At 58.3% G+C, this 25,199-nt stretch carries 21 protein-coding genes and 2 tRNA genes; 14 read left to right on the plus strand and 9 right to left on the minus strand.

The window, feature by feature from the left end; genetic code table 11:
• Positions 1 to 4 precede the first annotated feature (4 nt).
• Positions 5 to 80: transfer RNA gene (locus tag ACP8KU_RS02360), tRNA-His, on the minus strand.
• 49 nt (positions 81 to 129) lie between these two features.
• Positions 130 to 771 (minus strand): oligoribonuclease, encoded by a 642-nt coding sequence (orn, locus tag ACP8KU_RS02365; protein ID WP_284636482.1) that lies wholly within the window; start codon positions 769 to 771, stop codon positions 130 to 132.
• A gap of 161 nt (positions 772 to 932) precedes the next feature.
• Between orn and ACP8KU_RS02370 the strand changes: the two genes are divergently transcribed.
• Positions 933 to 2,477: an alanine/glycine:cation symporter family protein gene (locus ACP8KU_RS02370; RefSeq protein WP_284631060.1), complete on the plus strand. Its 1,545-nt coding sequence runs from the start codon at positions 933 to 935 to the stop codon at positions 2,475 to 2,477.
• Here ACP8KU_RS02370 and cmrA read toward each other — a convergent pair.
• The 4 genes from cmrA to ACP8KU_RS02390 form a co-directional block, all read right to left on the minus strand.
• The gene (cmrA, locus tag ACP8KU_RS02375; RefSeq protein WP_484483912.1) at positions 2,474 to 3,274 is read right to left on the minus strand and encodes a mycolate reductase; all 801 of its coding nucleotides are present in this window, start codon (positions 3,272 to 3,274) and stop codon (positions 2,474 to 2,476) included. The genes ACP8KU_RS02370 and cmrA overlap by 4 nt on opposite strands.
• A 361-nt stretch (positions 3,275 to 3,635) precedes the next feature.
• Complete coding sequence (locus ACP8KU_RS02380) at positions 3,636 to 4,478, minus strand: hypothetical protein (protein ID WP_484483913.1); 843 nt, start codon at positions 4,476 to 4,478, stop codon at positions 3,636 to 3,638.
• Positions 4,479 to 4,955: 477 nt separating this feature from the next.
• Positions 4,956 to 5,029, minus strand: a tRNA-Arg gene (locus ACP8KU_RS02385).
• Between the two features lie 40 nt (positions 5,030 to 5,069).
• Positions 5,070 to 5,993, minus strand: coding sequence for a LysR family transcriptional regulator (locus ACP8KU_RS02390; protein WP_232018254.1), 924 nt, complete (start codon positions 5,991 to 5,993; stop codon positions 5,070 to 5,072).
• Between the two features lie 66 nt (positions 5,994 to 6,059).
• Between ACP8KU_RS02390 and ACP8KU_RS02395 the strand changes: the two genes are divergently transcribed.
• The 6 genes from ACP8KU_RS02395 to ald all read left to right on the plus strand — a co-directional run bounded on the left by ACP8KU_RS02395 (position 6,060) and on the right by ald (position 13,137).
• A complete protein-coding gene (locus tag ACP8KU_RS02395; RefSeq protein ID WP_431603623.1) occupies positions 6,060 to 8,111 on the plus strand; it encodes a bifunctional copper resistance protein CopD/cytochrome c oxidase assembly protein in 2,052 nt (683 codons plus the stop codon).
• A 192-nt stretch (positions 8,112 to 8,303) separates the two neighbouring features.
• Positions 8,304 to 8,900 (plus strand): single-stranded DNA-binding protein, encoded by a 597-nt coding sequence (locus ACP8KU_RS02400; RefSeq protein WP_484483914.1) that lies wholly within the window; start codon positions 8,304 to 8,306, stop codon positions 8,898 to 8,900.
• A gap of 110 nt (positions 8,901 to 9,010) precedes the next feature.
• A complete protein-coding gene (gene ettA / locus ACP8KU_RS02405) occupies positions 9,011 to 10,681 on the plus strand; it encodes an energy-dependent translational throttle protein EttA (RefSeq protein WP_005277855.1) in 1,671 nt (556 codons plus the stop codon).
• Positions 10,682 to 10,693: 12 nt separating this feature from the next.
• Entirely contained in the window at positions 10,694 to 11,107 is a 414-nt protein-coding gene (locus ACP8KU_RS02410) for an acyl-CoA thioesterase (protein WP_005277857.1), read from the plus strand.
• A gap of 42 nt (positions 11,108 to 11,149) precedes the next feature.
• Entirely contained in the window at positions 11,150 to 11,788 is a 639-nt protein-coding gene (locus ACP8KU_RS02415; RefSeq protein ID WP_023017000.1) for a DUF8185 domain-containing protein, read from the plus strand.
• A gap of 257 nt (positions 11,789 to 12,045) precedes the next feature.
• Positions 12,046 to 13,137, plus strand: coding sequence for an alanine dehydrogenase (gene ald, locus ACP8KU_RS02420; RefSeq protein WP_023030326.1), 1,092 nt, complete (start codon positions 12,046 to 12,048; stop codon positions 13,135 to 13,137).
• Positions 13,138 to 13,269: 132 nt separating this feature from the next.
• On the opposite strand, the gene ACP8KU_RS02425 is transcribed toward ald, so the two are convergent.
• Both ACP8KU_RS02425 and ACP8KU_RS02430 read right to left on the minus strand, forming a co-directional pair.
• Positions 13,270 to 13,653, minus strand: a complete 384-nt coding sequence (locus ACP8KU_RS02425) for a globin (protein ID WP_005277863.1) — start codon at positions 13,651 to 13,653, stop codon at positions 13,270 to 13,272.
• Positions 13,654 to 14,658, minus strand: a complete 1,005-nt coding sequence (locus ACP8KU_RS02430) for a mechanosensitive ion channel family protein (RefSeq protein ID WP_126319656.1) — start codon at positions 14,656 to 14,658, stop codon at positions 13,654 to 13,656.
• Positions 14,659 to 14,814: 156 nt separating this feature from the next.
• Here ACP8KU_RS02430 and ACP8KU_RS02435 point away from each other — a divergent pair, with 156 nt between their 5' ends.
• Positions 14,815 to 15,972, plus strand: a complete 1,158-nt coding sequence (locus ACP8KU_RS02435) for a cystathionine gamma-synthase (RefSeq protein WP_484483915.1) — start codon at positions 14,815 to 14,817, stop codon at positions 15,970 to 15,972.
• A 21-nt stretch (positions 15,973 to 15,993) separates the two neighbouring features.
• Here ACP8KU_RS02435 and ACP8KU_RS02440 read toward each other — a convergent pair whose 3' ends face one another.
• A complete protein-coding gene (locus tag ACP8KU_RS02440) occupies positions 15,994 to 17,865 on the minus strand; it encodes an FAD/NAD(P)-binding protein (RefSeq protein ID WP_484483916.1) in 1,872 nt (623 codons plus the stop codon).
• Between the two features lie 202 nt (positions 17,866 to 18,067).
• Here ACP8KU_RS02440 and ACP8KU_RS02445 point away from each other — a divergent pair, with 202 nt between their 5' ends.
• Genes ACP8KU_RS02445 through ACP8KU_RS02470 form a run of 6 tightly spaced genes read left to right on the plus strand, consistent with a single transcriptional unit; the run spans position 18,068 to position 25,198 of the window.
• On the plus strand, positions 18,068 to 19,723 hold the full coding sequence (locus ACP8KU_RS02445) for a TIGR04028 family ABC transporter substrate-binding protein (protein WP_284641483.1): 1,656 nt from the start codon (positions 18,068 to 18,070) through the stop codon (positions 19,721 to 19,723).
• A 3-nt stretch (positions 19,724 to 19,726) separates the two neighbouring features.
• Complete coding sequence (locus ACP8KU_RS02450; protein WP_484483917.1) at positions 19,727 to 20,872, plus strand: ABC transporter permease; 1,146 nt, start codon at positions 19,727 to 19,729, stop codon at positions 20,870 to 20,872.
• Positions 20,754 to 21,566: an ABC transporter permease gene (locus tag ACP8KU_RS02455; protein ID WP_284631068.1), complete on the plus strand. Its 813-nt coding sequence runs from the start codon at positions 20,754 to 20,756 to the stop codon at positions 21,564 to 21,566. The genes ACP8KU_RS02450 and ACP8KU_RS02455 overlap by 119 nt, the downstream gene beginning before the upstream one ends.
• Positions 21,566 to 23,170 (plus strand): dipeptide ABC transporter ATP-binding protein, encoded by a 1,605-nt coding sequence (locus tag ACP8KU_RS02460; protein WP_284641479.1) that lies wholly within the window; start codon positions 21,566 to 21,568, stop codon positions 23,168 to 23,170. Before ACP8KU_RS02455 ends, ACP8KU_RS02460 begins: the two co-directional genes overlap by 1 nt.
• A gap of 53 nt (positions 23,171 to 23,223) precedes the next feature.
• Positions 23,224 to 24,450, plus strand: coding sequence for an alkylhydroperoxidase domain protein (locus tag ACP8KU_RS02465; protein WP_284631070.1), 1,227 nt, complete (start codon positions 23,224 to 23,226; stop codon positions 24,448 to 24,450).
• Between the two features lie 58 nt (positions 24,451 to 24,508).
• The gene (locus ACP8KU_RS02470; RefSeq protein ID WP_484483918.1) at positions 24,509 to 25,198 is read left to right on the plus strand and encodes an SDR family oxidoreductase; all 690 of its coding nucleotides are present in this window, start codon (positions 24,509 to 24,511) and stop codon (positions 25,196 to 25,198) included.
• The last annotated feature ends 1 nt before the right edge of the window (position 25,199 follow it).

The raw sequence follows: 25,199 nt of genomic DNA on the forward strand, positions 1-25,199 counted from the left end.
ACATTGGGGTGGCTGACGGGACTCGAACCCGCGACAACCAGGATCACAACCTGGTGCTCTACCAGCTGAACTACAGCCACCATCGTTGCGCGAAAGCAACGAGATATAGGTTAACTCACGCCGCGTAAATTACAAAAACGCCTGGTAATCGGCGGTTGTTTCGGCCTTGAGGGTCTCGGCTTCGGCAGAAGTTGGGCCCTCATCGGTGCGAAAGACGCTGCGGCGATAGAAATCCAGCTCGCGGATGGACTCGATGATGTCCTGCAGCGCGCGGTGGGCCATGCCCTTATCAGGCTGGTTGTAGTAGGCCCGCGGGTGCCAGCGCCGGGCGAGCTCCTTGATGGTGGAGACGTCGATCATGCGGTAGTGCAGCGCCTCATCCAGCCGCGGCATGTAGGCGCGGATGAAAGTGCGGTCGGTGGCGATGGAATTGCCGGCCAGGGGAGCGGGGTGTTCGCAGTGCTCGTTGATGAGCGCCAGCACCGCGTCCTCGGCCTCGCGGATGGTGGTGGTGGACTGGCGGATTTCTTTATCGAGGCCGGAGTTTGCGTGCATCTCGGTGACGAAGGAATCCATCTGTGATAGTTCCTCTTCGGTGGCGTGGACGACGAGATCGATGCCCTTGCCAAGGATGTTGAGGTTGCCATCCGTGATGACGGCGGCTACCTCGACGATGACGTGGCGCTCTGGGTCGAGGCCGGTCATTTCCAGGTCGATCCACACGAGGCGATCGTATTTTGCGGCGATTTCGGGAGAAGACATGCGTTCCATTCTAACCCCGGCCGGCCGGGCCCTCCGCGCGCCCCGATCCGCACCCCGCAAAGCAAAAAGAAAAATTTACCTATCGTTTTACCGACACTGGGAAGTGATTTACGGCATACTTTCTATATCGTGCTTCACAAGGGAGGTGCGAATGACTAAGGAGTTTCTCGATGGCAAACTTTCTCGATGCCCTCAATTCCATAATTTGGTCGCCCGCCCTCGTGTTTTTGTGCTTGGGTGCGGGTGTTTATTTCACCGTGGTAACGCGGGGCCTGCAGGTCCGCTGCCTGCCGGATATGCTGCGGCAAATTTCCAAGGGCGAAAAATCCGATGACGGTGTTTCTTCGTTCCAATCGCTGATGGTCTCGCTATCTGGCCGTGTGGGCGTGGGTAATATCGCCGGCGTGTCCACGGCCATCGCTTTCGGTGGCCCGGGTGCGGTGTTCTGGATGTGGGCGGTGGCGCTTTTGGGCTCGTCCACCTCTTTCATTGAGTGCACCCTGGCGCAGATTTATAAAGAAAAGGACCAGGACACCGGCGAGTACCGCGGTGGCCCGGCTTACTACATCGAAAAAGCGTATAAGCACACCAAGGCCGCGCCGTTCATGATGGTCTATGGCATCCTCTTTGCCATCGCCATGATTTTGGCCACCAGCTACTTCCTGCCGGGCATTCAGGCCAATGCTGTGGCCGCAGCGGCCGATACCGCGTGGGGTATTAACTCCACCTGGGCCGCGGTGGTCCTGGCCGGCATTTTGGCCATCATCATTATCGGTGGTGTCAAGCGCATCGCTAACTTCGCCACCCTGGTCGTGCCGTTTATGGCCGTGATCTACATCGGCATCTCCATCGTCGTGATGCTCATCAACTACTCGCAGATTCCAGAGGTCTTTGGCCTTATCTTTAAGTCTGCCTTCAACCTCGAGGCCGGGTTCTCCGGCATGCTGGGTGTGGCCATCATGTGGGGTGTCAAGCGCGGTATTTACTCCAACGAGGCTGGCCAGGGTACCGGCCCGCAGTCCGCTGCCGCCGCGGAGGTCTCCCACCCGGCTAAGCAGGGCTTCGTGCAGTCCTTCGCCGTGTACATCGACACCCTCTTCGTGTGCTCCGCTACGGCGTTTATGATCATCTCCACGGATATGTACACCGTCTTCCGCGGCGAATCCGAGGACGGCGAGGTTGTCTACCAGGGCTCGCTTCCCGATGACGTCGCGGTCGGCCCCGGCTTCGTCCAATCCGGCCTCGATAGCGTCTTTGCCGGCTGGGGCCCGACGTTTATCGCCGTGTCCATTGCTTTCTTCGCCTTTACCACCGTGCTGGCGTACTACTACATGTCCGAGGTCAACCTGACCTACTTCAACCGTTGGGTCAAGTCTCGCCCGATTCGCCGCGGCCTGGTGTGGGCGCTGCGCATCCTGATTATCGTCTCGGTCATCGTGGGTGCTACCACGACTCCGGGCTCGGCCTGGGCGCTGGGCGATATCGGCGTGGGCACCACCGCATGGCTAAATATCATCGCCATCCTCTTCCTGCAGGTGCCGGCGCTGAAGGTCCTGAAGGACTACGAGAAGCAAAAGAAGGCGGGCAAGGATCCGGAATTCGACCCAGAAGCGGTGGGCATCAAGAACGCCGATTTCTGGGTGGACCGCAAAAACGCCCGCACGGCGGCACAAGCCGCCAGCAAGCAAGCCGCCGGCGAGAATGCGGAAAGCTAGCCCATCTGGGAATAAAACCGCCCAATGAGCGGCGCGATGACTGGGGTCGGCAGCACCTTGCTGACCACGTTCATCGCCTTTGACAAGGGGCCAGGGACCACGCGTCGCTGGCCTTTTTGCATGGCCGCGATGGTCTCTTTGGAGCAGGACTCATATGTGGTCCACAACGCATCGGGCACGACCTTATCCACGATGGTCTGGTCCTCTTCGGCGATGGTCGCTTCGCGCACCGGCCCAGGAGCAAGCAATGTGCAGCTGATGCCAGAGCCCTTGAGCTCATAGTGCAGCGCCTCCGTAAACGCATTCACCCCGGCCTTGGTAAAGACGTAGGTCGCATTATTGGGGATGGGGATATTGCCGGCCGTTGAGCCCACATTGCAGATGGCGCCCGCACGCCGCGGGAGCATATGTTCCAGCGCGGCGCGGGTCAGGCGGTGCACGGCGGTGCCATTTAAGGCGAATTGGGAGGACTCGTAGCCCCAGTCCTGGTCCATGAAGGGCCCGAAGCTGGCGATGCCGGCGGAATTGACCAGGATGGAGACTTCCTTGGAGGAGATGGCGTCAATGACTACCTCGACCCCTTCATCGGTGGCCAAATCCGCGGGCAGGACACTGGCCTCAATGTGGTGGCGGCGCTCAAGTTCTGCGGCTATGTCTTCCAAGATTTCGCCGCGCCGGGCAACGAGGATGACGTTATAGCCCATCGCCGCAAAATCGTGGGCCATCGCCTTGCCGATGCCCTGACTAGCGCCCGTAACCAGGGCATAGGAGGTACGAGATGGTGCCGGAAGTGACATTGTCGAGCCTTTCGAAGGAGCCGTTTGCTAAAGACCCCAGCGTAGACAAAAAGCCGGCATGCTGCGAAAAAGTCTCGAGGCTTCACAGGCATATAGAGCTTCGAGGGGCCTCCTAATAGGCCATCAGGCGGCCATTCAGCTCCCCGTGACTGCTACGCTCCGGAGAAATATCGGGAGTGTGACTGGCGGAGGTTTTCCTCACTCGCGCTAGCAACCGCCACAATTTCCATATCCGGGTCATTATTGGATCGGTCTAAACGCAATCGTTCACGCGTAGCTGCGGAGAGTGAATCGAACTTTTCACATCGGACAGTGCCCTTTTTGCGATGGTATTCAATCAAGAATGCTGGCATGGAGCTTGTCACTTTCCTTTCTGCGCGATATCTGACCGTACTTTAACTAATTCCGAAAGTCTATCTTCGAGTATGCCAAAAGCACGGCTCCTCAGCTGACGAATTTCCGAATGCAGTGGGCCGACTCGCCTCGTGGAGCTAAAGGGGATGAAGACACTATCAGCGACTCTCTCCGCTTGATGGACAGTGCCAGAAGCCTCATGTAGAAGTTCCATCTCCGTGCGAGCCGCGGGGTTCGGTTTCGCACCAAATTCCAGGTAGCGAATGTCCCTGCCGTAGATATCAGCTGCGACCTCGTAGAGGTTCGCCCATTGGGCCTGCATGGCTGTTCTTATTTGAAACTCAGCGCGCCCCGCAGGGGTGACAAGGTGCAAATGTATGGCTCGGTAACCGGAGTGCGCATTCTCTCTCATGTCACTAATCTCGACCTTGGTTGCACCGGCGTTTAGAAAATCTTCCTTAAAAAGTTCAGCTATCTTAGTTTGCTCGGATAGGGTTAAATCGCAGTCAAACCTAAGCCCTGACACGTCCCAGATGTTTTCCAGCGGATATGTTGGCATCCTCCGAAGTTTTTCTATAAGCGTGCCGAATGTCTTAACCCTGGCGGCAAATACATAATCGCCCGAGTCAGGCCTGATCGATCCTTCTTGTTCATTTAATGGATAAATTAGGCATCTGACTGTGTTGGTTGCTATTTCCATCAGAGCGTCGCAGAGAACGGCTTGGTGCTCGAGGAATCGAAGAAGTAACTCCTCGTCGTACGGGGTGCCTTTGCGCAGATTGCTTCCGACTTTGTGTACCTGATTCCAGGTGAATGAATCTCGGTCGGGCTTGGTCTTTATGAAGTCCATGTCAGTTCTGTAGGTTCCGAATAATATCCCTAAGCGGATAAGTTGCTGGGGCAGAGAGGTTGAGTTTTAACTCTATCTTTCCCCGTCCTACCCATTTTTGCAGTAGTCCTGGGTTGAAGTAGGGACCTCGCGGGCGGAGCTTATGGCCGAATTTCGTGTGGTGATCCAGGCATCTTGACTGTGGGCTACTGCTTTCGGATATGTTCCATTCGGCACTCTCTTCACACCGCACGATTCACGGCAGACCTTGGCATCGCTGGCAATTAAGGGTGGGCAAATCCTAGAGTGCTTCAGATGATATTTGGACACTCGAGCGTAACCATTACGAAGGACAGATACGGTCATCTTTATCCGGAAGATTTAAGCGCGTTCACTTCCGGTTGCGATACGTTATTTTCAAAGGATTGTGCCCATTGTGTGCCCAAAGGCCACTTTCTTCGCGGTGTTAATCCGTCAGAAAGTGGCCTTGAGCTGCGGTGCCCCCAGCAGGACTCGAACCCGCGACACATGGGGTAGAAACCCACTGCTCTAATCCGCTGAGCTATGGGGGCTGGACAGCACACTCATATTAGCCCACAGCCACGGCGATTCCTAAGCCAGGGGGCGGGCGGAATCGTGCGAGCGCAAAATGTCGACCAATTCTTGGGCGGCCGGGGTAAGTTCGCGGTCGGAGCGATAGGCCAAGATGGCATGGAAGCGCGGAAGATCCTCTTTGACCGTTAGTTTAGCGATGCCCTGCGGATGCAGCGCGGGGGCGCACCGGGGCATGAAGCTGATGCCAAAGCCACTGGAAATCATCGGGATGGCGGCATGCAGCGATGCGACGTCTTGAATGTGATCCGGCTTGTAGGAGGGGTGGTTCTCCCACAGGTCATCGTAAAGCTCCGCCATGCCTGGAAGCTCGCGGCAGTGGGGAGGCACCAGCCAGGTTTCCTCGCGCAAGTCCTGCAAGGAGACAGGGGAAGGAAGGTCTGCCATGGCCTCTGGCACCGCGAGGGAGTAGTCGAATTCGGCGACGTCGTGGATGGTGAGCTCGGGAGAGTAGCGGCGGATGAAGGCTTTGGGGTCGGACGTCGGCAAGAGCGCGAGGTCCACCTGGCCTTCCAAGAGCCGCTTGATGGCAGTGGCGGCGGTGGAATCATCCAGGCTGATGCGGGCTGAGGGGTGGAATTCGGTGAGCTCGGAGAGGACGGAAGGGGTAAATTCCCAGTTTAAGATGGGGCACGACGTCAGGGACACGGTATTGGCGTTATCGCCGGTGATTTCGCTGATGTGGCGTTGGGCATCGGCAAGCAGGGCATCGACCTTGAGGGCGGTGTCATAGACATAATCACCCGCCTCCGTGGTGGTTACGCCCGAGCGCCCGCGGGAGAGCAACTGGGTATTGAGCTCCTTTTCCAATTTGCGGATGGAAAGGCTCAGGGAGGGCTGGGTCATTTCAAGGGCTGCGGCGGCATGGGTGAAGGACCCATTGTCTACAACGGCACGGAAATAAAGAAGTTGACGGGTGTCCATAGGCTCTATCATGGCACATCCAGGGGCAAAATATGCGTTCGCTTTGCATTAGGGTGGCCCTATAGAATGCGAGCTATGGTCAATACGCTGGTCAAAGGCACGCAGTCTGGAACGCAAAAACCCCGTCCTTCCTGGGGAATTTTTATTGCAGCAATGCTTTTTGCTGGCTTGGTCGCGGGGTTCATTTCCCTATTCTTATTGGCTGATTCCTTGGCTGCCCTAGGTATTCCGGACCCCGGGCGGATTACCACCTTTGGCCTGCCGCTTTTCCGTGGGCTGGCGTGGCTGTTGATGGCGCTGTCCGTGGGCTCCTTTCTGGCCTCGTCGTTTCTCATCGCCCCGCGCGGGGACAACGATTCCCTCATCGAGGCGCCTTTATCGGTCGACGGCCATATCGCCGCCCGCACTGGCACGTGGTCGGCCTTCGGCGTTGCGGCCGTGGGGCTGGTAGAAATCCCGATGATCATGTCGGACCTGACCGGCACGCCATTTTTTAAGGTCTTCAACCTGACCATTTTGAAAATGGCCTTTACGGAGATTTCCTCCACCATCGTGTGGGGAATCGCGGTGCTTATCGCCCTTACCGTGGGAATTATTGGCAGCTTCAGCCGCACCTGGGCCATGCAGCCGGTCCTGCTTTTGCTGTCCATCCTGCAGGTGGTTCCCATCGGACTTGAGGGCCACTCCGCGACCGGCGGCGACCACGACTACGGCACGAACTCGCTGCTGTGGCACCTGGTATTTGTGATGCTGTGGGTGGGCGGCCTCATGGCGCTCATCGCGCACGGACGGCGCCTGGGCCCGAACCTCGCCTTCGCCGTCAAGCGCTATTCCGCCATCGCATTCATGGCCATCGTCGTGCTGGCCGTGTCTGGCCTGGTCAATACGCTCATCCGGATGGATATTTCGGACCTGCCGCAATCGCCCTACGGCATCATCCTGATCACCAAATTCGTGCTCACCATCCTGCTGGGCATTATGGGGCTTATCCACCGTGAACTCACCATTCCGCAGTTAGATAAAAACCCGCGGCTCTTTATCCGCATCGCCATCGTGGAGCTCGCGGTCATGGCGGGCACGATTGGCGTAGCCATCACCTTGGGGCGCACCGTGCCGCCGCCACCGCGGGATCCGAACTTGAGCTCCATGCAGATCCTCATGGGCTATAACCTGCATGAGGCGCCCACGGTATTCAATATCTGGACGATGTTCCGCTTTGACATCATGTTTGGCACGATTGGCCTGCTCTTGGCCGCGGCATATGGCTACTGCGTTTACCGCGTGCACAAGCGCGGGTTGAGCTGGGACAAGGGGCGCACCGCGTGGTTTATGGTCGGTTCGCTGGGCCTTACGCTCGTCATGTCCACTGGCCTAGGCCTGTACATGCCAGCAATGTATTCCATCCACATGCTGGTGCACATGATTTTGTCCATGACCATTCCGCTGCTCATGGTGCTAGGCGCGCCCGTCACCTTGGTCATGGAGGCCTACGAACCGGGTCCGAAGGGCCAACCCAGCCCGCACGATTATGCCTTGGCGCTGACCCAATCTAAGTTCGTGCGGGTCATTACCAATCCCTTCGTGAACTTGGCGCAGTACCTCTTTTTCCTCTACGTGCTCTACCTTTTCCCGAGCCTGTACGAATTCGCCATTTCGGAGCACGCCGGCCACCTCATCATGAACTACGTGTTCCTCATTTCCGGCTACTTCTACTTCTGGGAGGTCATTGGCCCAGATCCCTTGCCTAGGCGCCATTCCACGCCTTTCCGGCTTGGCATGCTTTTCTTGTCGATGCCCTTTCACCTCTTCGCCGGCGTGTACCTGATGCAGCTGCAGACGGTGCTTGGCCTCGACTTCTATCAGTACCTCGAGCTGCCTTGGGATCAAGACTTGCTGCAGGACCAGCGCGTGGGCGGGGGTATCGCCTGGGGCTTTGGCCAATTCCCCTTGGTCATTGTCTTTGGCAAGCTCTTTTTGGATTGGCTGCGCGATGACCGCGCGACGGCGCGGCGCCACGATGTGCAGGCGGAGGCGGACGATGACGCTGAACTCGCCCGCTATAACGCGATGCTGGAGGATATGAGCCACGGCGATGAAAGCGGGTTCCGCGGGCACTAATTTATTGCCCACCTGTGGATAACCCACCCGAAAGTGACCATCCTGGCACCGCTTTGTTGAAGGGGACAACAAGTTATCCACAGCGCTGGGCGGCATGGCATGGTGCCGGTTGCGCTGCGGCAGCAGGATGTGAAAGCGAGCGAGGGACATACCACTCGCGAACCCACAACCTAGTAAAGGAATTTCAGCACCATGTCTCAATACCCAGTGATGCTCACCGGCCGCCTTACCCAAGATCCCATCTTGACCAAGACCTCGACCGGCGCATATAAAACCAAGCTGCGCATCGCATCCTCGCGGCGCGTGCCTGATCGCCCCGCCGATACCGGCACCGACGCCGATAACCAACGCGGCCAGCAGCAGTGGCGCGATGTAGACCACCTCTTTATTGACGTGGAGATGTGGAACCAATTTGCCATCAACGTCAAGAAATCCCTGGCCAAGGGCATGCCGCTACTGGTCTGCGGCTCGATCGTCTCCGACCAGTGGCGCGATGATGAAGGCAAGGACCACTACCGCACCTTTATCAAGGCGCAGTATGTGGGCCTGTACCTAAACCGCCACGTCATCGGCGCAAAGCGCTTGGCGCCGCAATACAACCAGGAAAACATCGCCATCCCAGAGCTTGGCGAAAACGAAGTTGTGCCCGACGTAGATAACTCCGCGCCGGGCGATACCGCCGCTGATACCGCTGCAGACCGCATCCAAGCGGGAAATAGTGCGGCAGCCCAAGACGGCGAGGAAGTAGCAACGCAAGAGGAGGAGGCCGCCGAAACCGTGCATGCATAGCGCCAGCCATTCGCCTCGGGTTCGCCCGACCCGAGGCACCTAGGCGCGCATTCTGATGTAGTGTTTGTGTAGATAAATACGTCTCCCAAATTTTTGCAAAGGGGTAAAAAGTGGGCGAATTCATCTACACGATGAAAAACGTGCGCAAGGCAATTGGCGATAAGGTCATCCTTGATGATGTCACGATGGCGTTCTACCCGGGCGCCAAGATTGGTGTGGTCGGCCCCAACGGTGCCGGTAAGTCCTCCATTCTGAAGATCATGGCCGGCTTGGATCAGCCTTCCAATGGTGAGGCATTCCTCGATCCGGGTGCTACCGTGGGCATCTTGCAGCAGGAGCCGCCGCTGAATGAAGAAAAGACCGTGCGCGGCAACGTCGAGGAGGGCCTCGGCGATATCTTTGAAAAGAAGCAGCGCTTCGAGGAAATCGCCGAAGAAATGGCGACCAATTACAGCGATGAGCTCATGGCAGAAATGGGCAAGCTGCAAGAGGACTTGGATGCCGCCGATGCATGGGAGGTTGATTCCAAGATCGAGCAGGCAATGGAAGCATTGCGCTGCCCGCCTTCCGATGCCCCAGTGACCAACCTCTCCGGTGGTGAGCGCCGCCGCGTGGCCCTGGCCAAGCTCCTGTTGACGGAGCCGGACCTGCTGCTTTTGGACGAGCCCACCAACCACTTGGACGCCGAGTCCGTGGAGTGGCTGGAAAAGCACTTGGCGGATTACCCAGGTGCCGTCCTAGCCGTCACCCACGACCGTTACTTCCTGGACCACGTCGCGGGCTGGATCTGTGAGGTGGATCGCGGCAAGCTGTACCCGTACGAGGGCAACTACTCCACCTACCTGGATAAGAAGCAAGAGCGCCTCCAGGTCGCCGGTAAGAAGGACGCCAAGCTGCGCAAGCGCTTGAAGGACGAGCTGGAATGGGTACGCTCCGGTGCCAAGGCTCGCCAGGCCAAGAACAAGGCTCGTTTGGAGCGCTACGAAGAGATGGCTGCAGAGGCGGAGAAGTACAAGAAGCTGGACTTCGAGGAAATCCAGATTCCTACGCCGCCGCGCTTGGGCAATAAGGTCGTCGAGGCAAAGAACCTGGTCAAGGGCTTCGATGATCGCACCCTGATTAAGGACTTGTCCTTCACCCTGCCGCGCAACGGCATCGTCGGTGTCATCGGCCCGAACGGTGTGGGTAAGACGACGCTGTTTAAGACCATCGTCGGCTTGGAAGAGCCGGATGATGGCTCGGTTGAGGTCGGCGAGACCGTCAAACTGTCCTACGTGGACCAGAACCGCGAGAATATCGACCCAGAGGCTACGGTGTGGGAGGTCGTCTCCGGCGGACTGGATTATATTCACGTTGGCCAAAATGAGATGCCATCGCGCGCATACCTGTCCGCGTTCGGCTTCAAGGGCCCGGATCAGCAAAAGCCGTCGAAGGTGCTCTCCGGTGGTGAGCGCAACCGCTTGAACTTGGCGCTGACCCTGAAAGAGGGCGGCAACCTTATCCTTCTTGACGAGCCAACCAACGACTTGGACGTCGAAACCCTGGGTTCGCTAGAAAACGCCTTGGAGAAATTCCCTGGCTGCGCCGTTGTTATTTCCCACGACCGCTGGTTCTTGGACCGCACCTGTACCCATATTCTGGCGTGGGAAGGCAACGTTGCCGAGGGGCAATGGTTCTGGTTTGAGGGTAACTTTGGTGACTATGAGAAGAACAAGGTGGAGCGTCTGGGAGAAGACGCCGCCCGTCCTTCTCGCGTCACTCACCGCAAGCTCACCCGATAATCCCTGAGGAGAATGATGGCGACCGATAACGCGCATACCCACCAAGTGCCCACCCGCTGGGGCGATTTCGATATGTACGGCCACATGATGAACGCCAACTATATCGAGGTTGCCCAGGAGGCACGCTTGGCTTTTGCCAAGGAGAATATCTATGCCAAGGGCATCGATTTCATGGCCTTGGTGCGCCATCTCGACGTGGACTATATGCGCCCCATTCCCTTTGAGGGCAATGCCCACGTCATCGTGGAAACCACCGTTTCCCACATCGGCTCGTCGTCCTTTACCACTTCCCAGCAGGTCAAGACCGCTGCTGGAGAGGTAGCGGCCACGGTGAACTGTGTGCAGGTAGTCATTGACAAGAAGAAGCACACCCCGCGCCCGCTTACGGATGAGGAAAAAGATATTCTGCAGATGAGCGCCTCTTAAACGGCGCACAGTGCACATATAGAAAGGTAGGGCCCGCACGCCATGGTCACCGAGTCGCTTGAAATTCGCAGCGGAGGACCTGGCTTGCGGGCCCTTCTTGCGCGCGCAGTTGGGGTAGACGCGACTGCGTCGGTGCGCCTGCGCCAGCTTGCCGATGACGTCGTTGACGCCTTCGTCACCACCCCCTTCGAGGTCGTAGCCTCCCGGCGGGTGCAGGGGAAAGTCTCCCGCGATGGGGCAGTGGTCTCCGCGTCGACGCTGGAGCAACAGCTCGCGAAAAACGATGGCACCGGCGTTATGGAACTCGGCCCGTCCCGCGATGCGTCGTGGCCGGGCGCATTGCCCCCGGCGACCGGCTTTAGCGTGGTAGATACCCTGCCGGTGACGGTGGTGCGCGAGCTTTCGGACCAAGGCCAGAAGCTGACCCGGGAGTTTTCTGGCCCCATGGGCCCGCCACCCAGCCTGCTTAATCAGACCGTGGTCACGGTTGAGGGCAATGGGCAGACGGTGGAAATCCCGATGCGGATGATCTTTGCCTGCACCAACCTGGGCCTAATCCCGGGGTTCTCTGCCTCTATGGATATACCCCGGCACCTGCGCGTATCGAGCCTTGGCCGGTGGGTGCGCCTTGATGCGCCGTTTGGCAGCATCTACCGTTCCACGCGGCTATCCGTGCTGTAAAACTCCCCGAATCTGGTATTCCGCCGCCCAAAACGGACAGCGAACAATATCTATAACACAATAGTCGGGGGTGGTGGATATTTTCTGGGTATGCATTTCTAACCCTATACACTGCAGTATCGAGGAAATCGTGATTATTGTAGTCACCCCCGTTCGTGAAATACGCACAAACTAATATCCTCCTTCGTATTCTGCGTTAACCTGACAGCGAGAAGTAAATTTTCGCCTCTGTAACCAACACATGAAGGAGAACCTCCGTGCGCATTTCTGTACCCAAAGAAATCATGAATAATGAAAGCCGCGTCGCCCTCACCCCAACCGAGGTGCGGACCTTGGTTACTGATGGGCACGAGCTATTCATCGAATCGGGCGCGGGCGTAGGCGCGTCCTTCCCCGATGAGGAGTATGTAGAGGCTGGCGCTACCATCGTTGATTCTGCGGACGAGACGTGGGCCAAGGCCGAGCTTCTGCTGAAGGTAAAGGAGCCGCTCGAGTCCGAGTACCAGTACCTGCGCTCTGATCTCACCGTCTTTACCTACCTCCACTTGGCGGCGGATCGCCCGTTGACGGAGGCGCTGACGGAAGCGAAGACAACCTCCATTGCCTATGAAACCGTGACGGACCGCCGCGGCACCCTGCCGCTTTTGACCCCCATGTCCCAGGTCGCCGGGCGCTTGGCTGTCATCGAGGGCTCGCACCACCTGCTGTCCACTCAGGGCGGCCGCGGCCTCCTGGTTTCTGGCATCCCGGGCACCCAGCCTGCGCGCGTGGTGGTCATCGGCGGCGGCCAGGTAGGCGCGTCCGCGGTGGCGATGGCGCACGGTCTCCGTGCAGAGGTCACGGTCTTGGACGTGGATCCGCATGTCCTGCAGCGCTTTGATGACCAGTACGCCGGCGGCGTGCGCACCCTGATCTCTGATCCGTCTACGCTGGATAAGGAGCTGGAGGAGGCCGATCTCGTCATTGGCGCCGTCCTAATTCCAGGCGCTGCGGCACCGAAGCTGGTGCGCGAGGAGACCGTGAAGAAGATGAAGGAGGGCGCGGTGCTTGTCGATGTCGCCATCGACCAAGGCGGCTGCTTCGAGAACTCGCGCAAGACCTCCCACGACGAGCCGACCTTCAAGGTGCACGACACCCTCTTCTACTGCGTGGCCAATATGCCCGGTGCGGTGGCCAATACCTCGGCCCGCGCCTTGGCCTCGGCGACGCTGCCGTATATCCGCGCGGTGGCCAACGACAACCTGGATGCCGCGATCGAGCGCTTCCCAGGCTTGCGCTCCGGCGTGATGACCCGCGGCGGCAAGCTGATATCTGAGCCGGTACGCCAGGCTTTCGACTGGAAAGACTAAGCATCCGGCAGCGCTAACTTGGCGCTAGCGCACAGTAAAAGAGGCCCGCGCACTTACCTAATGTAGAAGTGCGCGGGCCTCTTTGTACAGCCTGTAACGCCTTGCACAGGCAGCGCTACAAGCAGGTGAAACTTAAGGCGCTCTATTGATGAGCATGGCGGCGACGCGCTGCATGTGGTCCCAAATCATGGTGCGATACGCCGGCGGGATGGTGTCTTCCTCGATACTATCGAGGGATTTTCCCATCAGCTCGAGCCAGCGGTCGTGAGCTTCCATATCAATGGGAAAGGTTGCATGCCGCATGCGCAGGCGCGGGTGGCCGCGGTTTTCGGAGAAGTGTTGGGGGCCGCCCCAGTACTGAATCAGGAACCAGGTAAGGCGCTGTTCCGCGCCTTCCCAATCCTGATCCGGGTACATGGGGCCAATCACGTCATCTTCTTTGACCTGGTCATAAAAGCCATGCACGAGACGCTCAAAGGTAGGGGTCCCACCGATGGCTTCATAGACGGAATTCATTTAGGCATCGTCTCCCTTATGCGGATTGGCAATGCCGATGCCGTGTGGGTAAGGGGTGCTGATGCCCTCTGCGTGCATGACGTTGAGGACGCGGGACTGGACAAAGCGCTGGACATCCCACTGGCGGCCCGGCAGCGTCTTGGTGGACACGCGGAAGGAGACGTAGTCCGGCTCGAACTTGGACATGCCGTCGATGCGCGGGGTGCTGAGCACCATCTTGCGGATCTTTTCGTCCTTGACGGCATCCTTGACGGCCTTGTCGATGACCTCCCCGGCAACCTCTGGGTCGTTGGATAGCCCGACGGGGATTTGGATGCGGGCAACGGAGTACTCATCGGAGTGGTTAGCCACCTGCAGGATTTCGCCGTTGCGGACGTACCAAAGGGCACCGTCGATATCGCGGACGGTGGTAATGCGCAGGGAAATGGACTCGACGTCGCCAAAGACGCCGTTGCCCAGGTCAATGACATCGCCAATGCCGTATTGATCCTCAATGAGCATGAAGATACCGGAGAGGAAGTCTCGGACCAGTTCTTGTGCACCGAAGCCGAGGGCAACACCGATAACACCGGCAGAAGCGATCAGCGGGGCAACGTTGACTTCCAATTCATCCAGGATGGCAATGCCAGCCGAAACCCAGACCACGATGGCAACCGCCGATCGCCCCACGCCGGCGAGGGTCTTAATCCTCGAGGCGCGGCGCGCCTCCCTGGTTTCTCGCAGGGTGTCATCTGGCTGGCTATCCTCCCCAGACCTGCTGCGGGTGCGGCTGGGCTTTTTGAGGGTGGAGGCCTTAATGCTGTTTTTCGCCAGCCGGTTGATGAGGTGGCGCAGCGCCCAGTGCGCAATGAAGGCCAAAATGATAATGAGGCCGATGCGGATGGGCCGCTCGATAAGCCAAAGTTGAACGTTCTCGTCGTTCCAGAAGCTGGATACGGACTCTACTGCATCGTCTTTTTTCTCTGCAGCGCCCTGAGCCATGGTAAATAGGTTCGTACTCATCATTCTTTCTTGATCGTGGACACAAACTAACCGCACCCATTCTAGAGGAGAATCCTGAATTCTCACTGACGGCGCCGAATCGGCAACGCGTAGAGAGGGCAGAATATAAATTGCCGAATGGCCGGTGTGGATGAACCGCTTAGTCTACGATTGGGAGGCATGACTGAACACAGCGCGCAAAACTTGGCAAAAGGATTTTCATCCCGATCCATTCACGCTGGATATCACCCGGATCCGCACATGGGATCCATCAACGTGCCGATCTATGCCTCGACTACGTTCGCCCAGGATGGCCTCGCGCAACTGCGCGGCGGCTTTGAATACGGGCGCGTGGCCAACCCGACGGTTCGCTCGCTTGAAAAGACCTTGGCCGCGCTGGAGGGCGCGGATTACGCCCGTGTCTTTGCCACCGGTATGGCCGCCGCCGATACGATGGTGCGCATTTTGGTGCGCCCCGGCGACCACGTCATTTTGGGCAATGACTCCTACGGCGGTTCCTACCGCCTGCTTAATGATTTCACGGAATGGGGTGTGGAGATGTCCATTATCAACACCTGTGATGTCGATGCCGTCGCCGCCGCGGTGAAGGACAATACCAAGCTCATCTGGCTGGAAACCCCGACCAACCCGGCGCTGAATATCACCGATATTGCGGCGGTGGCCAAGGTCAAGGGCAATGCGCAGGTGTTGGTGGATAATACCTTCGCCACGCCGTACCTGCAGAACCCGCTCGCGCTCGGCGCGGACCACGTCCTACACTCCACCACGAAGTACTTGGGTGGGCACTCCGATGTCCTCGGTGGCGCCGTAGTTACCAATGACCCTGAGGTGGATGAGCAGCTGCTGTACTTCCAAGGCAATGTGGGCGCGGTCGCCTCGCCCTTCGATGCTTACCTGACCGCCCGCGGCATTAAGACCCTAGGTGTGCGCATGGATCGCCACTGCGCTAATGCCCAAAAGGTGGCGGAATTCTTACAGGCCCGCCCAGAGGTCAAACAGGTGCGCTACCCGGGATTGGCGGAGCACCCAGGTCACGAGCTGGCGGCACAGCAGATGCGTGGGTTCGGCGGCATGATGTCCGTGCGCTTCCACGACCCAGAGCACGCCAAGCAGATTTGTTTGAATACGCGCCTTATTTGCCTGGCGGAATCGCTGGGCGGGGTGGAATCGCTCATCGAGCACCCGCAGAATATGACCCACGTATCGGCCGAAGGCTCCGAATTGGTGCCGCCGGAGGACATGGTGCGCATCTCCATCGGCATCGAGGACATCGATGACCTTCTGGAGGATCTGCAGCAGGCGCTCGACGCCCTTTAAAACGCGCTCTAAAACGCGTACTTAGTGGCCGCCGGCAACCTTGAGCAGGGAGCCGGCGGTCTTATCGGTTTCTTGCAGCATGAGCGGATCCGTTCCCGGCATGGGGGAAATCGTTGTATCCGGCCACTGCGCATAGGTGGGAATGCCCACGATATGCAGGCGTTCATCCAGGCTGCCATCTGGGTGGACGGTGCGCCGCGTGGCACCATCGGTTTCGGGGGAACCGGTGTCCTGCCCGTGATCGGCAAACGGGCGCACCCGTCCACCCTCGACCAATCCGCGGGTGAGCGGGTCGCCGGCGAAGCGGATATCGGGCTTGTGCATGAAGGCATCGACAAGCGTGGGCGCCGATGCTGAACGCGGGCCAGAAGTCAGGGTGTAGTGGTCTGACTCGATCGCGAGGGTGGGGTGATCGCCGAGGAAGTGGACCAGGTGGGCATCGACAAGCGCGAGCAATTGGCGCACGCGGAAAAGCGGAGGTCCCGAGCCCACCATCTGCCCAAAGGACATGAACTGCGCGTAGCGGCCCGTGCGGGACTCGCGGGTATAGCGGCCCTCCGCGCCGAGGATGGAGGCGGGCTTGCGCGACTGGGACAGCGACCACAGCGCGGCCTTCATGGGCGAATCGTGCCCGGCGGCAGCCTCCTGGATATCACCCGCCAGGCTATCCGCAATGTGGGCGGTGAGCGCCGAAATATCGCCGGTAAAACCAGCGACCTGGTACATAAGATCTGTCATATCCCACGGCAGGGTGACCAAGGGAGCGAGGGCGGTGCCGAGATCATCCGGCGCGGTGGAATCGATGACCGCGAGGATCTCTTCGCGCGGGCGGAGCAGCGCCGCCGGATTCACCCGTTCCAGCGTGGTGATATACGCCTCGTAACTATCGCGCGCGATGGCGGGCCAAACCTGGGCGTCAAAGTCGATGTCCTCGGCGCCCTGGAGCTTATCGATGACCCCATGCAACCGCCGCCGCGGCATCGTGGGCGGCAGCTCGTTGTACTCGGACTTGGGGTGGAAGGGATAACCGCGGCCGGATGAGACGATGAAATGTGGTTCCTTCCCGCTCGCCTCGTAGCGCAGGCCGGAGCGGGTGGTGGCATCCTCGACGAACCTGCCGCCGCGCTCGATGGTGGTCAGCGCCATGATGTCATAAAAGCCCATGCCAAGTCCGCGTACCAGCACGTCTTCGCCGGCGGGAATGGCTTCATAGTCTTGTTCCACGGGGTTGCCTGGCGCGATCCAGCGCAGCCCAGACTCCGCCAAGCGCTGCTCCTCATCATTAAAGCGCGGCGCCATCCAGCCATAGGCTAGGACCGTAGCATCGGCGCGCACCTGCGAGCCATCGTCCAAGTGCAGGATATCGGCCGCGCCGTCCGCGGTAATGGTCTCCACGCGGTGGTGATGGCTGACCGTAGAAATGCTCTCCGGCAGGCGAGCCAGCACCACATCATAGACCCAGCGCAGGTACTCGCCGTATAAAGCGCGCGTGGGGTTGGACTCCGGGCGGGTTGCGGCCAACTCCGCGTGGTACTCGGTGGCAATATGCGGGGCCGGAGGGTGCTGGGCAAACAGCTCGCGCTTGGCAGGAGCTACCTTATCGCCCTCGCCGCGCAGCAGTTGGATCCACTCGTATTGCGTCGGCCCCTCGAGCACGGGGGCATCCACCGTCGCGCCGGGCTCGGTAAAAAGCGTGACAGCCCCCGCGCGCGTATTCATGCACAGGGTTTTGGTTTGGTCGGTTTCCCAGACGCGGCCGGCGCCGTGCTGGGCCTCATCGATGAGGTGAATGGTAACGGGGGAGCTGGAATCATCCATGCGGGCGGTGAGGCGTTCCAAGATGGAAATGCCGCGCGGGCCCATGCCGACGATCGCGATTGCAGGAGTAGCCATAACCCCTATCGTGCCACACCGCACCCTGGACGGTTTTATTGGACTCGCCGGTTTTAGATAAGTAGACCAAGATGTCTACCTTAAAATTAGTAAACCGCAATGAGTGCTGGGTAGAGGGTAGACCGTGCGGTCTTGTGTTTGTGGTGGCGGTGTGTTCTAATGGGCTGGTCCAACTTCAACCTTTAAGGAATTGACCTCCCTTATGAAGTATCTACATCGGCTTTTTAAGCCTCTCGCCGCGGTGGTTGCCAGCACCGCGCTTGTTGTAACGCTCAGTTCTTGCGCGAATACTACCCACGCGGCCGAAGATGGCATGGTGACCTATGCCGAGCCGAATATGTTCAATAACCTCTATCCACCGGCGGGAGGCTATTATCCCAACGGAGGCGTGCTCAATAACATCGCGGACCGCCTGCTCTGGCAGGACCCAGAAACCTTGGAGCTTCACCCATGGATTGCGGAGGACCTGCCTGACACCAATGCGGATGACACGGAATTTACGTTCCATATTCGTAAAGGCGTGACCTATTCCGATGGTTCCGTGCTGGATGCAGCAAACGTGAAAAAGAATTATGACCTGTATGCCAAAGGTGATAATTCCCGCATGCTGACCCCGTCGGAGCAGCTTCCTAATTACGTGAAATCCGAGGTCATTGATGACTACACGGTGAAGTTTTACTTCAGCGAGCCGTCCCCGGGTTTCCCGCAATCCACGTCCGTGATGAATCAGGCCCTGTTGTCTAATGACACCTTGGACTTGGATGACACGGGATTTTCACCTGGCCACGCTACTGATATTTCTGGTTCGGGGCCCTTTGTTATTGAGGAAGAGGATATGGGCACCAAGTTGGTGCTAAAGGCGCGCAAGGACTATGACTGGGCGCCGCCCGCCCGGAAAGACCACCAAGGCCCTGCAGAAATTGAGGGCATCAATGTGGTGCTGGCGGCAGAAGATTCCGTGCGCGTGGGGTCCCTCGTGGCTCGTCAATCCGATATCGCCCGCCAGATCGAAGCCCCCGATGAGAAGCACTTGAAAGATAAGAACCTTCAGGTCCTTGCTGCCCCAACCCGGGGTGTGAATAATAGCTACCACTTCCACTTCCGGCACCCGCTGCTGGCGGATAAGCGAGTACGCCAGGCACTTATTCACGCCATCGATCGCGATAATATCCTGAGTACCTTGTATTCGGATTCTTATCCCAAGGGGTCATCTATCCTTGCTCGCACCGCCGTAGGCTTTAAGGATCAATCCGAAAATTATGCCTTTGATCCAGATAAATCCCGACACCTACTCGATGAAGCCGGCTGGATTCCAGGCGAGGATGGCATCCGCGTGAAAGATGGGAAGCGGCTTTCTCTGACATTCAATGAGTCCGTCCCACAGCCTCGTTCCCGCGAGATGTTTACCAAGGTCCAAGAGATGCTGAAAAACATCGGGGTTGAAGCCAACCTCTATCCGGGAGACCGGACTGCACAGGATAAAGCCATGAAGGACCAGGATTCCGTACAGGTCCGCCACTCCATGGTTGGGCGCGCCAACGTGGATACCTTGGCTACCTGGATCAACGGCAAGGGTCGCAATTCCTTCCTCAATTATGACGAAGGAACCGATTCCTTCGGTGACCCCAAGCTGCAGGACATGGTGGAGGAGCATTTCTCTTTAAAGAGCGAAAAAGAACGTCTCGAAATGAGCGGCCGGATGCAGGATTACCTTTCGGAGCAGGCCTATATTCTGCCGCTCTTTGAGGAACCACAAGTTTATGGCTTCCAGCCCTATGTGGAGGGCCTTACCACCGAAGCCATCGGGCGCCCTTCCTTTTATGCGGTGAAGATCAATGCGGAAGAAGGGCAGGAATAAGACATGAGTCCAACATCGATTGCGTTGCGAATAGGTCAAGCCGTTGTGGTCATCTGGGCCACGTTTACCGTGGCATTTATCCTGCTTACAGCGCTTCCTGGGGATGCCGTTGCCTCCCGGTACGACAACCCCAACTTGGGTCTTACGCCTGAGCAGCTCGCCACCATTCGAGAGGTTTACGGGGCCGATGAGCCGCTAGTTAATCGTTATATAAATGCTCTAGGCGGGTTTATTACCGGTGATTTCGGCTTTTCCGTGGCTACTGGTACGCCAGTGGCAGACATGCTTGCTGATGCCCTGCCGTCTACCCTCGCCCTTGCGTTGCTTGCCTTCCTATTTGGGGTGGTTTTGGCCTTTGTCATTGCCATTGCCGCTACCTTTGGTCCGCTGGTGTGGTTGCGCGGTTTCTTTCGCGGCCTGCCTTCCGTATTGGTGTCGGCCCCAACGTTCTGGGTAGGCATCATCTTGATCCAAGTATTCTCCTTCGCGCTGGGGTGGGTTCCAGTCATTGGTGCTTCTACAGCGCAGGGGCTCGTTTTGCCGGTTATTACCTTGGGACTTTTCGTCTCCGCGCCGTTGGCCCAGGTGCTGATGCGCTCTATCGATGAGGTGATGGATATGTCATTTGTACAGGTAGTACGCGCTAAGGGGGCCAGCGAAGCCTGGCTATTGTTGCGCAATGTCTTGCGCAACGCCATCCTGCCGGCACTTACCATGGCTGGTCTGACCTTCGGCGAGCTAGTGGGCGGGTCCGTGGTGACGGAGGCCGTCTTCGCGCGCCACGGTATCGGTGCGCTGACCGTGGATGCCGTAGCAAATCGCGATACCTCGGTGCTACTCGCCATCGTAGTGCTGGCGGCTACCATATTTGTCCTCATCAACCTTGTGGTGGACTTGCTTTACCCAGTTCTCGACGTTCGCCTACGTGACCGGGATAAGGGTAGTGCCACTTCCGTCGCAACGTCGCATGCCACTCACCACGTTGGGTGCAACACGCGGCCCGTGAAGCGGATGAAAAGAAGGCTCAAGCATGAATCTGAAGACGAAGAAACTCCTGACCTCTCCCGGCTCTGTAATTTCCGTGTTGGTCTTAGCTTTCGCTGTTGTATGCGCGCTATTTCCGCATCTTTTTGCCTCCCAGGATCCTAACCAGGGCGGCGATACACAGGCACTATTGGCTCCCAGCTCGCAACACTGGTTTGGTACCGATGCCGTAGGACGCGATCTCTATACTCGCGTTATCTACGGCGCACGCCAATCCTTGCTCGGTGCCCTCATCGCGGTGCTCTTCGGTCTTACCGTAGGCACCGTGCTTGGCATTATTGCCGGCGTACAGAAAGGCTGGGTGGATGCGGTCATTATGCGCGTTGTGGATGTGCTTCTATCCATTCCGGGCCTCCTGCTATCGCTATCTGTCATCATCGTTTTGGGGCATGGCACCTTTAACGCCGCTATTGCTGTCGGTATTACTTCTGTTGCCACTTTTGCCCGCTTGGCCCGCTCGCAGGTATTAAGCGTGGCCGAATCGGACTTTGTGGAGGCGGCCTATGGCTCGGGTGGCACGCCTTTCCAAGTGCTAACTCGCCATATTTTGCCTAACTCCTTGACCGCAGTTTTTGCAGTCGCGGCATTGCAATTTGGCTTGGCCATTTTGCAGCTGGCAACCCTGGGATTTTTGGGTTATGGCACTCCGCCACCTACGCCGGAATGGGGGTTATTGATTTCGGAATCACGTGACTATATCGCCACCGCCGGCTGGCTAACCCTAGCCCCCGGCGCCGTCATCGTCGCCGTAGTACTTGCGGCTAATCACTTAAGCCAGACACTGCGAAAGGCTGCCTAATGTCTCTTCTAAGCGTAAAAGATCTGTCCATTACCTATCGCACAGACAAAGGCGATTTTCAGGCCGCCAGCGGCATTAACCTTGAGGTAAATGCCGGGGAAATGACCGCCATTGTCGGCGAATCTGGTTCCGGTAAGTCCACCTCCGCAATGGCAGCCATTGGTCTGTTGCCGGAAAATGCCTCCATCGTATCCGGTTCCATTTCTTTCGATGGCCGCGATGTCACGCAATATTCGCAGAAACAGTGGCGTGAATTGCGTGGTCGGCGCATCGCTTTGATCCCGCAGGATCCCAATAATTCCCTGAACCCCCTAAAAACCATCGGTGCCGCGGTGGAAGAAGGCATGGCCGTGCATTCGCAGGGCACTAAACACTCTCGCCGCCAGCGCGCGGTGGAGCTCTTGGAACGCGTCGACATTGATGATCCTGAGCGCCGCTACGGCCAGTATCCCCATGAACTTTCCGGTGGTATGAAACAGCGTGCGTTGATTGCCGCAGCCGTAGCATTGGAACCGGAACTTATCATTGCGGATGAGCCCACCTCGGCGCTCGATGTCACCGTGCAGAAGATCATTCTGGATTTGTTGGATGATATGCGCGATGAACTAACTATGGGCATATTGTTTATCACCCACGATCTTGCCGTGGCCGGGGATCGCGCTAATTCCATCGTGGTGATGGAAAAGGGCCATGTGCGCGAGTCTGGAGTGGCCGCCAATGTGTTAACCGCGCCCCAGCATGAGTACTCTAAGCGCCTGCTTGCCGATGCCCCCTCATTGTCCACTCCCACCCTTACTCGCCGCACCGCAACCGAAGGAGCCACGCCTTTATTGGAAGTGGAAGGGCTGAGCAAACGGTTCGGGGATTTTAATGCCGTGCGCGATATAAGTTTTACGGTTGCGCGAGGCACCACCCACGCCCTTGTAGGCGAGTCAGGTTCAGGTAAAACCACCACCGGTCGCGCTATCTCCCTTTTTTCTCGGCCCACCGAAGGAACCATTCGGCTCTCGGGTGAGGAATTGACCGGTGTGAGGGGAAAGCGCCTGCGGGAACTGCGGCAAAAGATTCAACTGGTGTACCAAAATCCTTTTAGTTCGCTCGATCCGCGCCTGAGTATTGGGGAAACGATCGCTGAGCCGGTCCGGAACTTTAAGCGTGCTTCGCGGCGCGATGCCAATAAAAAGGCACAGAAGTTCTTGGACTTGGTTGCTCTTGATTCAGCGATGGCAGGCCGCAAGCCGAAGGAGCTATCCGGCGGGCAGCGACAGCGCGTAGCTATCGCCCGTGCCATGATCGTCGAGCCGGAGCTGGTGGTGCTTGATGAAGCCGTCTCGGCGCTTGACGTTACAGTGCAAGCGCAGATCCTTCGCCTACTTGATGAGCTGCAAAAAGAACTAGATCTGACGTATATTTTTATTTCTCACGATTTGGCCGTGGTCAATCAGATTTCGGATACGGTATCTGTGCTGTCACATGGGCAGCAGGTGGAATCGGGCCGCACCGCAGAGGTCTTTGCGCATCCGGAAACGGCCTATACCCGCGAACTTATTGCGGCCATTCCCGGCTCTCGCTACCGCGCGGGCGACCTAAACTTAGGGCTGTAGTCCAACTAGGCCCCTCCATTCGCATTAAGCATAACGATAGAAAGGTGACACCGATGGTAGATATTATCAACGAACTCTCCGGTGCTTCTCAGGAAGTACAGCGCCTGCGTACAGCACGCCCGCAAGCCCAAGACAATGCCCAATTAAGCTTTAGTGCATTGCTCGAACCGGAAGACCCTGACACCTTTTCTTATGCCGAACGCTACGCGATTGCTGCCTTTACCGCGGCCATCAATCATGCGCCCGCGGCGGAATTCTATTTTGACCTACTCAGCGATGAAGCAAGCGAGCCCCTTGTAGCCGCAATTCGCGCCGCGGCCCGACGCGGGGCATCGACGGGGCCGTACCAAGACGCGGATTTTCTCGTCTTCGGTGAAAATACGACTGGGGAAGCCCAAGACTCCGAAGGAGCATTAGGGAAGCGCTTATCCGCTGCATGTGAATGGGCGCATCTCTTGACCTTCCACCCCAAGGACGCGTCCCCGCAGGCACTTGGTCATCTCGATGCCGCTGGGTGGTCTGCCACCGATATCGTGAGCCTTTCCCAGCTCGTTTCTTTCCTCGCATTTCAACTCCGCGTGGCCCACGGGCTGAGCGTGCTTTCGGGTCAGGCTCCGACTGTCTCGGAAGCGCGCCGTGCGACCGGCGGAGTCCAACCTGATTGGGAAGCGACCGAGAATACTCTTCAGCCCGACGGGGTTATCCCAGACCACTTTGTTAATCACTCACTCGGTTGGCTGCCGTGGGTGGCGCCGCTTCCCAAAGAGGACTTCACCCCAGCGCATATGGACGCGCTTATTAAGCCCGAGCGCATTGATTCCGAGTACTTCCGCCTGCTCGCTCGAGATCCCGCCGCCCTGAAGGCGCGTACCCTGACGGACTTGGATATTTTCTACAACACCGAAGGCGGACTATCGCGCGCGGATAGGGAACTAGCCGCTACCGTTGTTTCGCGTTTCAATGGGTGCGTTTACTGCGCATCCGTGCACCAGGCGCGGTGCGTGAAAGAAGGCGGGGAGAGGGAAATAGTGGATCGTCTTCTTGCAGAGGGCATCACAGCGGATCTCGGTTCTCAAGAATGGGATCTTATTCGCCGCGCTGCTCTGGCGCTGACTTCATCGCCGATAAACTTTGACGCTGAACTCTGCGCTGAGCTGCGCGATTCTGGATTCGATGATCAGTCCATCGTGGATATCATTTATGCATCCTCCTTTTTCAACTGGGCTAATCGCCTTATGCTCACCTTGGGTCAGGCCAATGTTCCGGAGCGTTATCGGTAGGTAGAGGACACTGCGGTGTCGCGTCAGCGACACAGTATTTTGCCTATGATGGGGTGGCATGACTGATACCACGAATGTGCCAGAGAAAATCGCCGTCGTTACCGGTGCCACCGGGGGCATGGGGCGCGAGATTATCAAGGAACTCGCCCGCGATCACCACGTGTATGCGCTGGGCCGCAGCGCCGATGAGCTGCCAGAAGCCGCGAATATCACGCCGGTTGCCAGCGACTTGGTCGCCGGCTTGGACGAGGGCATGCAGCTGCCCGAGCTAGAGCGGGTCGATGTCCTCGTGCACGGCGCGGCGCGCGCCACGAAGTTCTCGGTGGAAGAGGCCACCCCGAAAGATTGGCGCGCCCACATGGACTTAAACGTCCACGCGCCAGCGGAGGTCACCCGCGCGCTCTTGCCGCAGCTGCGCAAGGCAGAGGGCACCGTCGTCTTCATCAACTCTGGGGCGGGGCGCAAGAGCTACGGCGATAATGTGGTCTACGCTGCCACGAAGCACGCGCTGTATGCGCTTGCCGATGCCCTGCGTATCTCCGAACCCGGTATCCGCGTCTCCACCGTGGCGCCAGGCCCCACCGACACCCCGATGCTGGAGGACCTGCAGGACTACAACCCGAGCGAGGTTATTGCGCCCGTGGAGGTGGCGCGCGCCATCCGGACCGTCGTGGAGGCTGGGCCCACCACCCAGCTCACGGAGATCCAGGTGCGCCCGCGCATTGAACTGAACCTCCGCAAGAAATAGC

This window comes from Corynebacterium sp. LaCa_282, assembly GCF_057198125.1.

Bases quoted from the DNA above. Each gene is read 5' to 3' on its own strand.
- orn (WP_284636482.1), bottom strand. From the start codon at position 771: ATGGAACGCATGTCTTCTCCCGAAATCGCCGCAAAATACGATCGCCTC.
- ACP8KU_RS02370 (WP_284631060.1), top strand. From the start codon at position 933: ATGGCAAACTTTCTCGATGCCCTCAATTCCATAATTTGGTCGCCCGCC.
- cmrA (WP_484483912.1), bottom strand. From the start codon at position 3,274: ATGTCACTTCCGGCACCATCTCGTACCTCCTATGCCCTGGTTACGGGC.
- ACP8KU_RS02380 (WP_484483913.1), bottom strand. From the start codon at position 4,478: ATGGACTTCATAAAGACCAAGCCCGACCGAGATTCATTCACCTGGAAT.
- ACP8KU_RS02390 (WP_232018254.1), bottom strand. From the start codon at position 5,993: ATGGACACCCGTCAACTTCTTTATTTCCGTGCCGTTGTAGACAATGGG.
- ACP8KU_RS02395 (WP_431603623.1), top strand. From the start codon at position 6,060: ATGCGAGCTATGGTCAATACGCTGGTCAAAGGCACGCAGTCTGGAACG.
- ACP8KU_RS02400 (WP_484483914.1), top strand. From the start codon at position 8,304: ATGTCTCAATACCCAGTGATGCTCACCGGCCGCCTTACCCAAGATCCC.
- ACP8KU_RS02410 (WP_005277857.1), top strand. From the start codon at position 10,694: ATGATGGCGACCGATAACGCGCATACCCACCAAGTGCCCACCCGCTGG.
- ACP8KU_RS02415 (WP_023017000.1), top strand. From the start codon at position 11,150: ATGGTCACCGAGTCGCTTGAAATTCGCAGCGGAGGACCTGGCTTGCGG.
- ACP8KU_RS02425 (WP_005277863.1), bottom strand. From the start codon at position 13,653: ATGAATTCCGTCTATGAAGCCATCGGTGGGACCCCTACCTTTGAGCGT.
- ACP8KU_RS02430 (WP_126319656.1), bottom strand. From the start codon at position 14,658: ATGATGAGTACGAACCTATTTACCATGGCTCAGGGCGCTGCAGAGAAA.
- ACP8KU_RS02435 (WP_484483915.1), top strand. From the start codon at position 14,815: ATGACTGAACACAGCGCGCAAAACTTGGCAAAAGGATTTTCATCCCGA.
- ACP8KU_RS02440 (WP_484483916.1), bottom strand. From the start codon at position 17,865: ATGGCTACTCCTGCAATCGCGATCGTCGGCATGGGCCCGCGCGGCATT.
- ACP8KU_RS02445 (WP_284641483.1), top strand. From the start codon at position 18,068: ATGAAGTATCTACATCGGCTTTTTAAGCCTCTCGCCGCGGTGGTTGCC.
- ACP8KU_RS02450 (WP_484483917.1), top strand. From the start codon at position 19,727: ATGAGTCCAACATCGATTGCGTTGCGAATAGGTCAAGCCGTTGTGGTC.
- ACP8KU_RS02455 (WP_284631068.1), top strand. From the start codon at position 20,754: ATGAATCTGAAGACGAAGAAACTCCTGACCTCTCCCGGCTCTGTAATT.
- ACP8KU_RS02460 (WP_284641479.1), top strand. From the start codon at position 21,566: ATGTCTCTTCTAAGCGTAAAAGATCTGTCCATTACCTATCGCACAGAC.
- ACP8KU_RS02465 (WP_284631070.1), top strand. From the start codon at position 23,224: ATGGTAGATATTATCAACGAACTCTCCGGTGCTTCTCAGGAAGTACAG.
- ACP8KU_RS02470 (WP_484483918.1), top strand. From the start codon at position 24,509: ATGACTGATACCACGAATGTGCCAGAGAAAATCGCCGTCGTTACCGGT.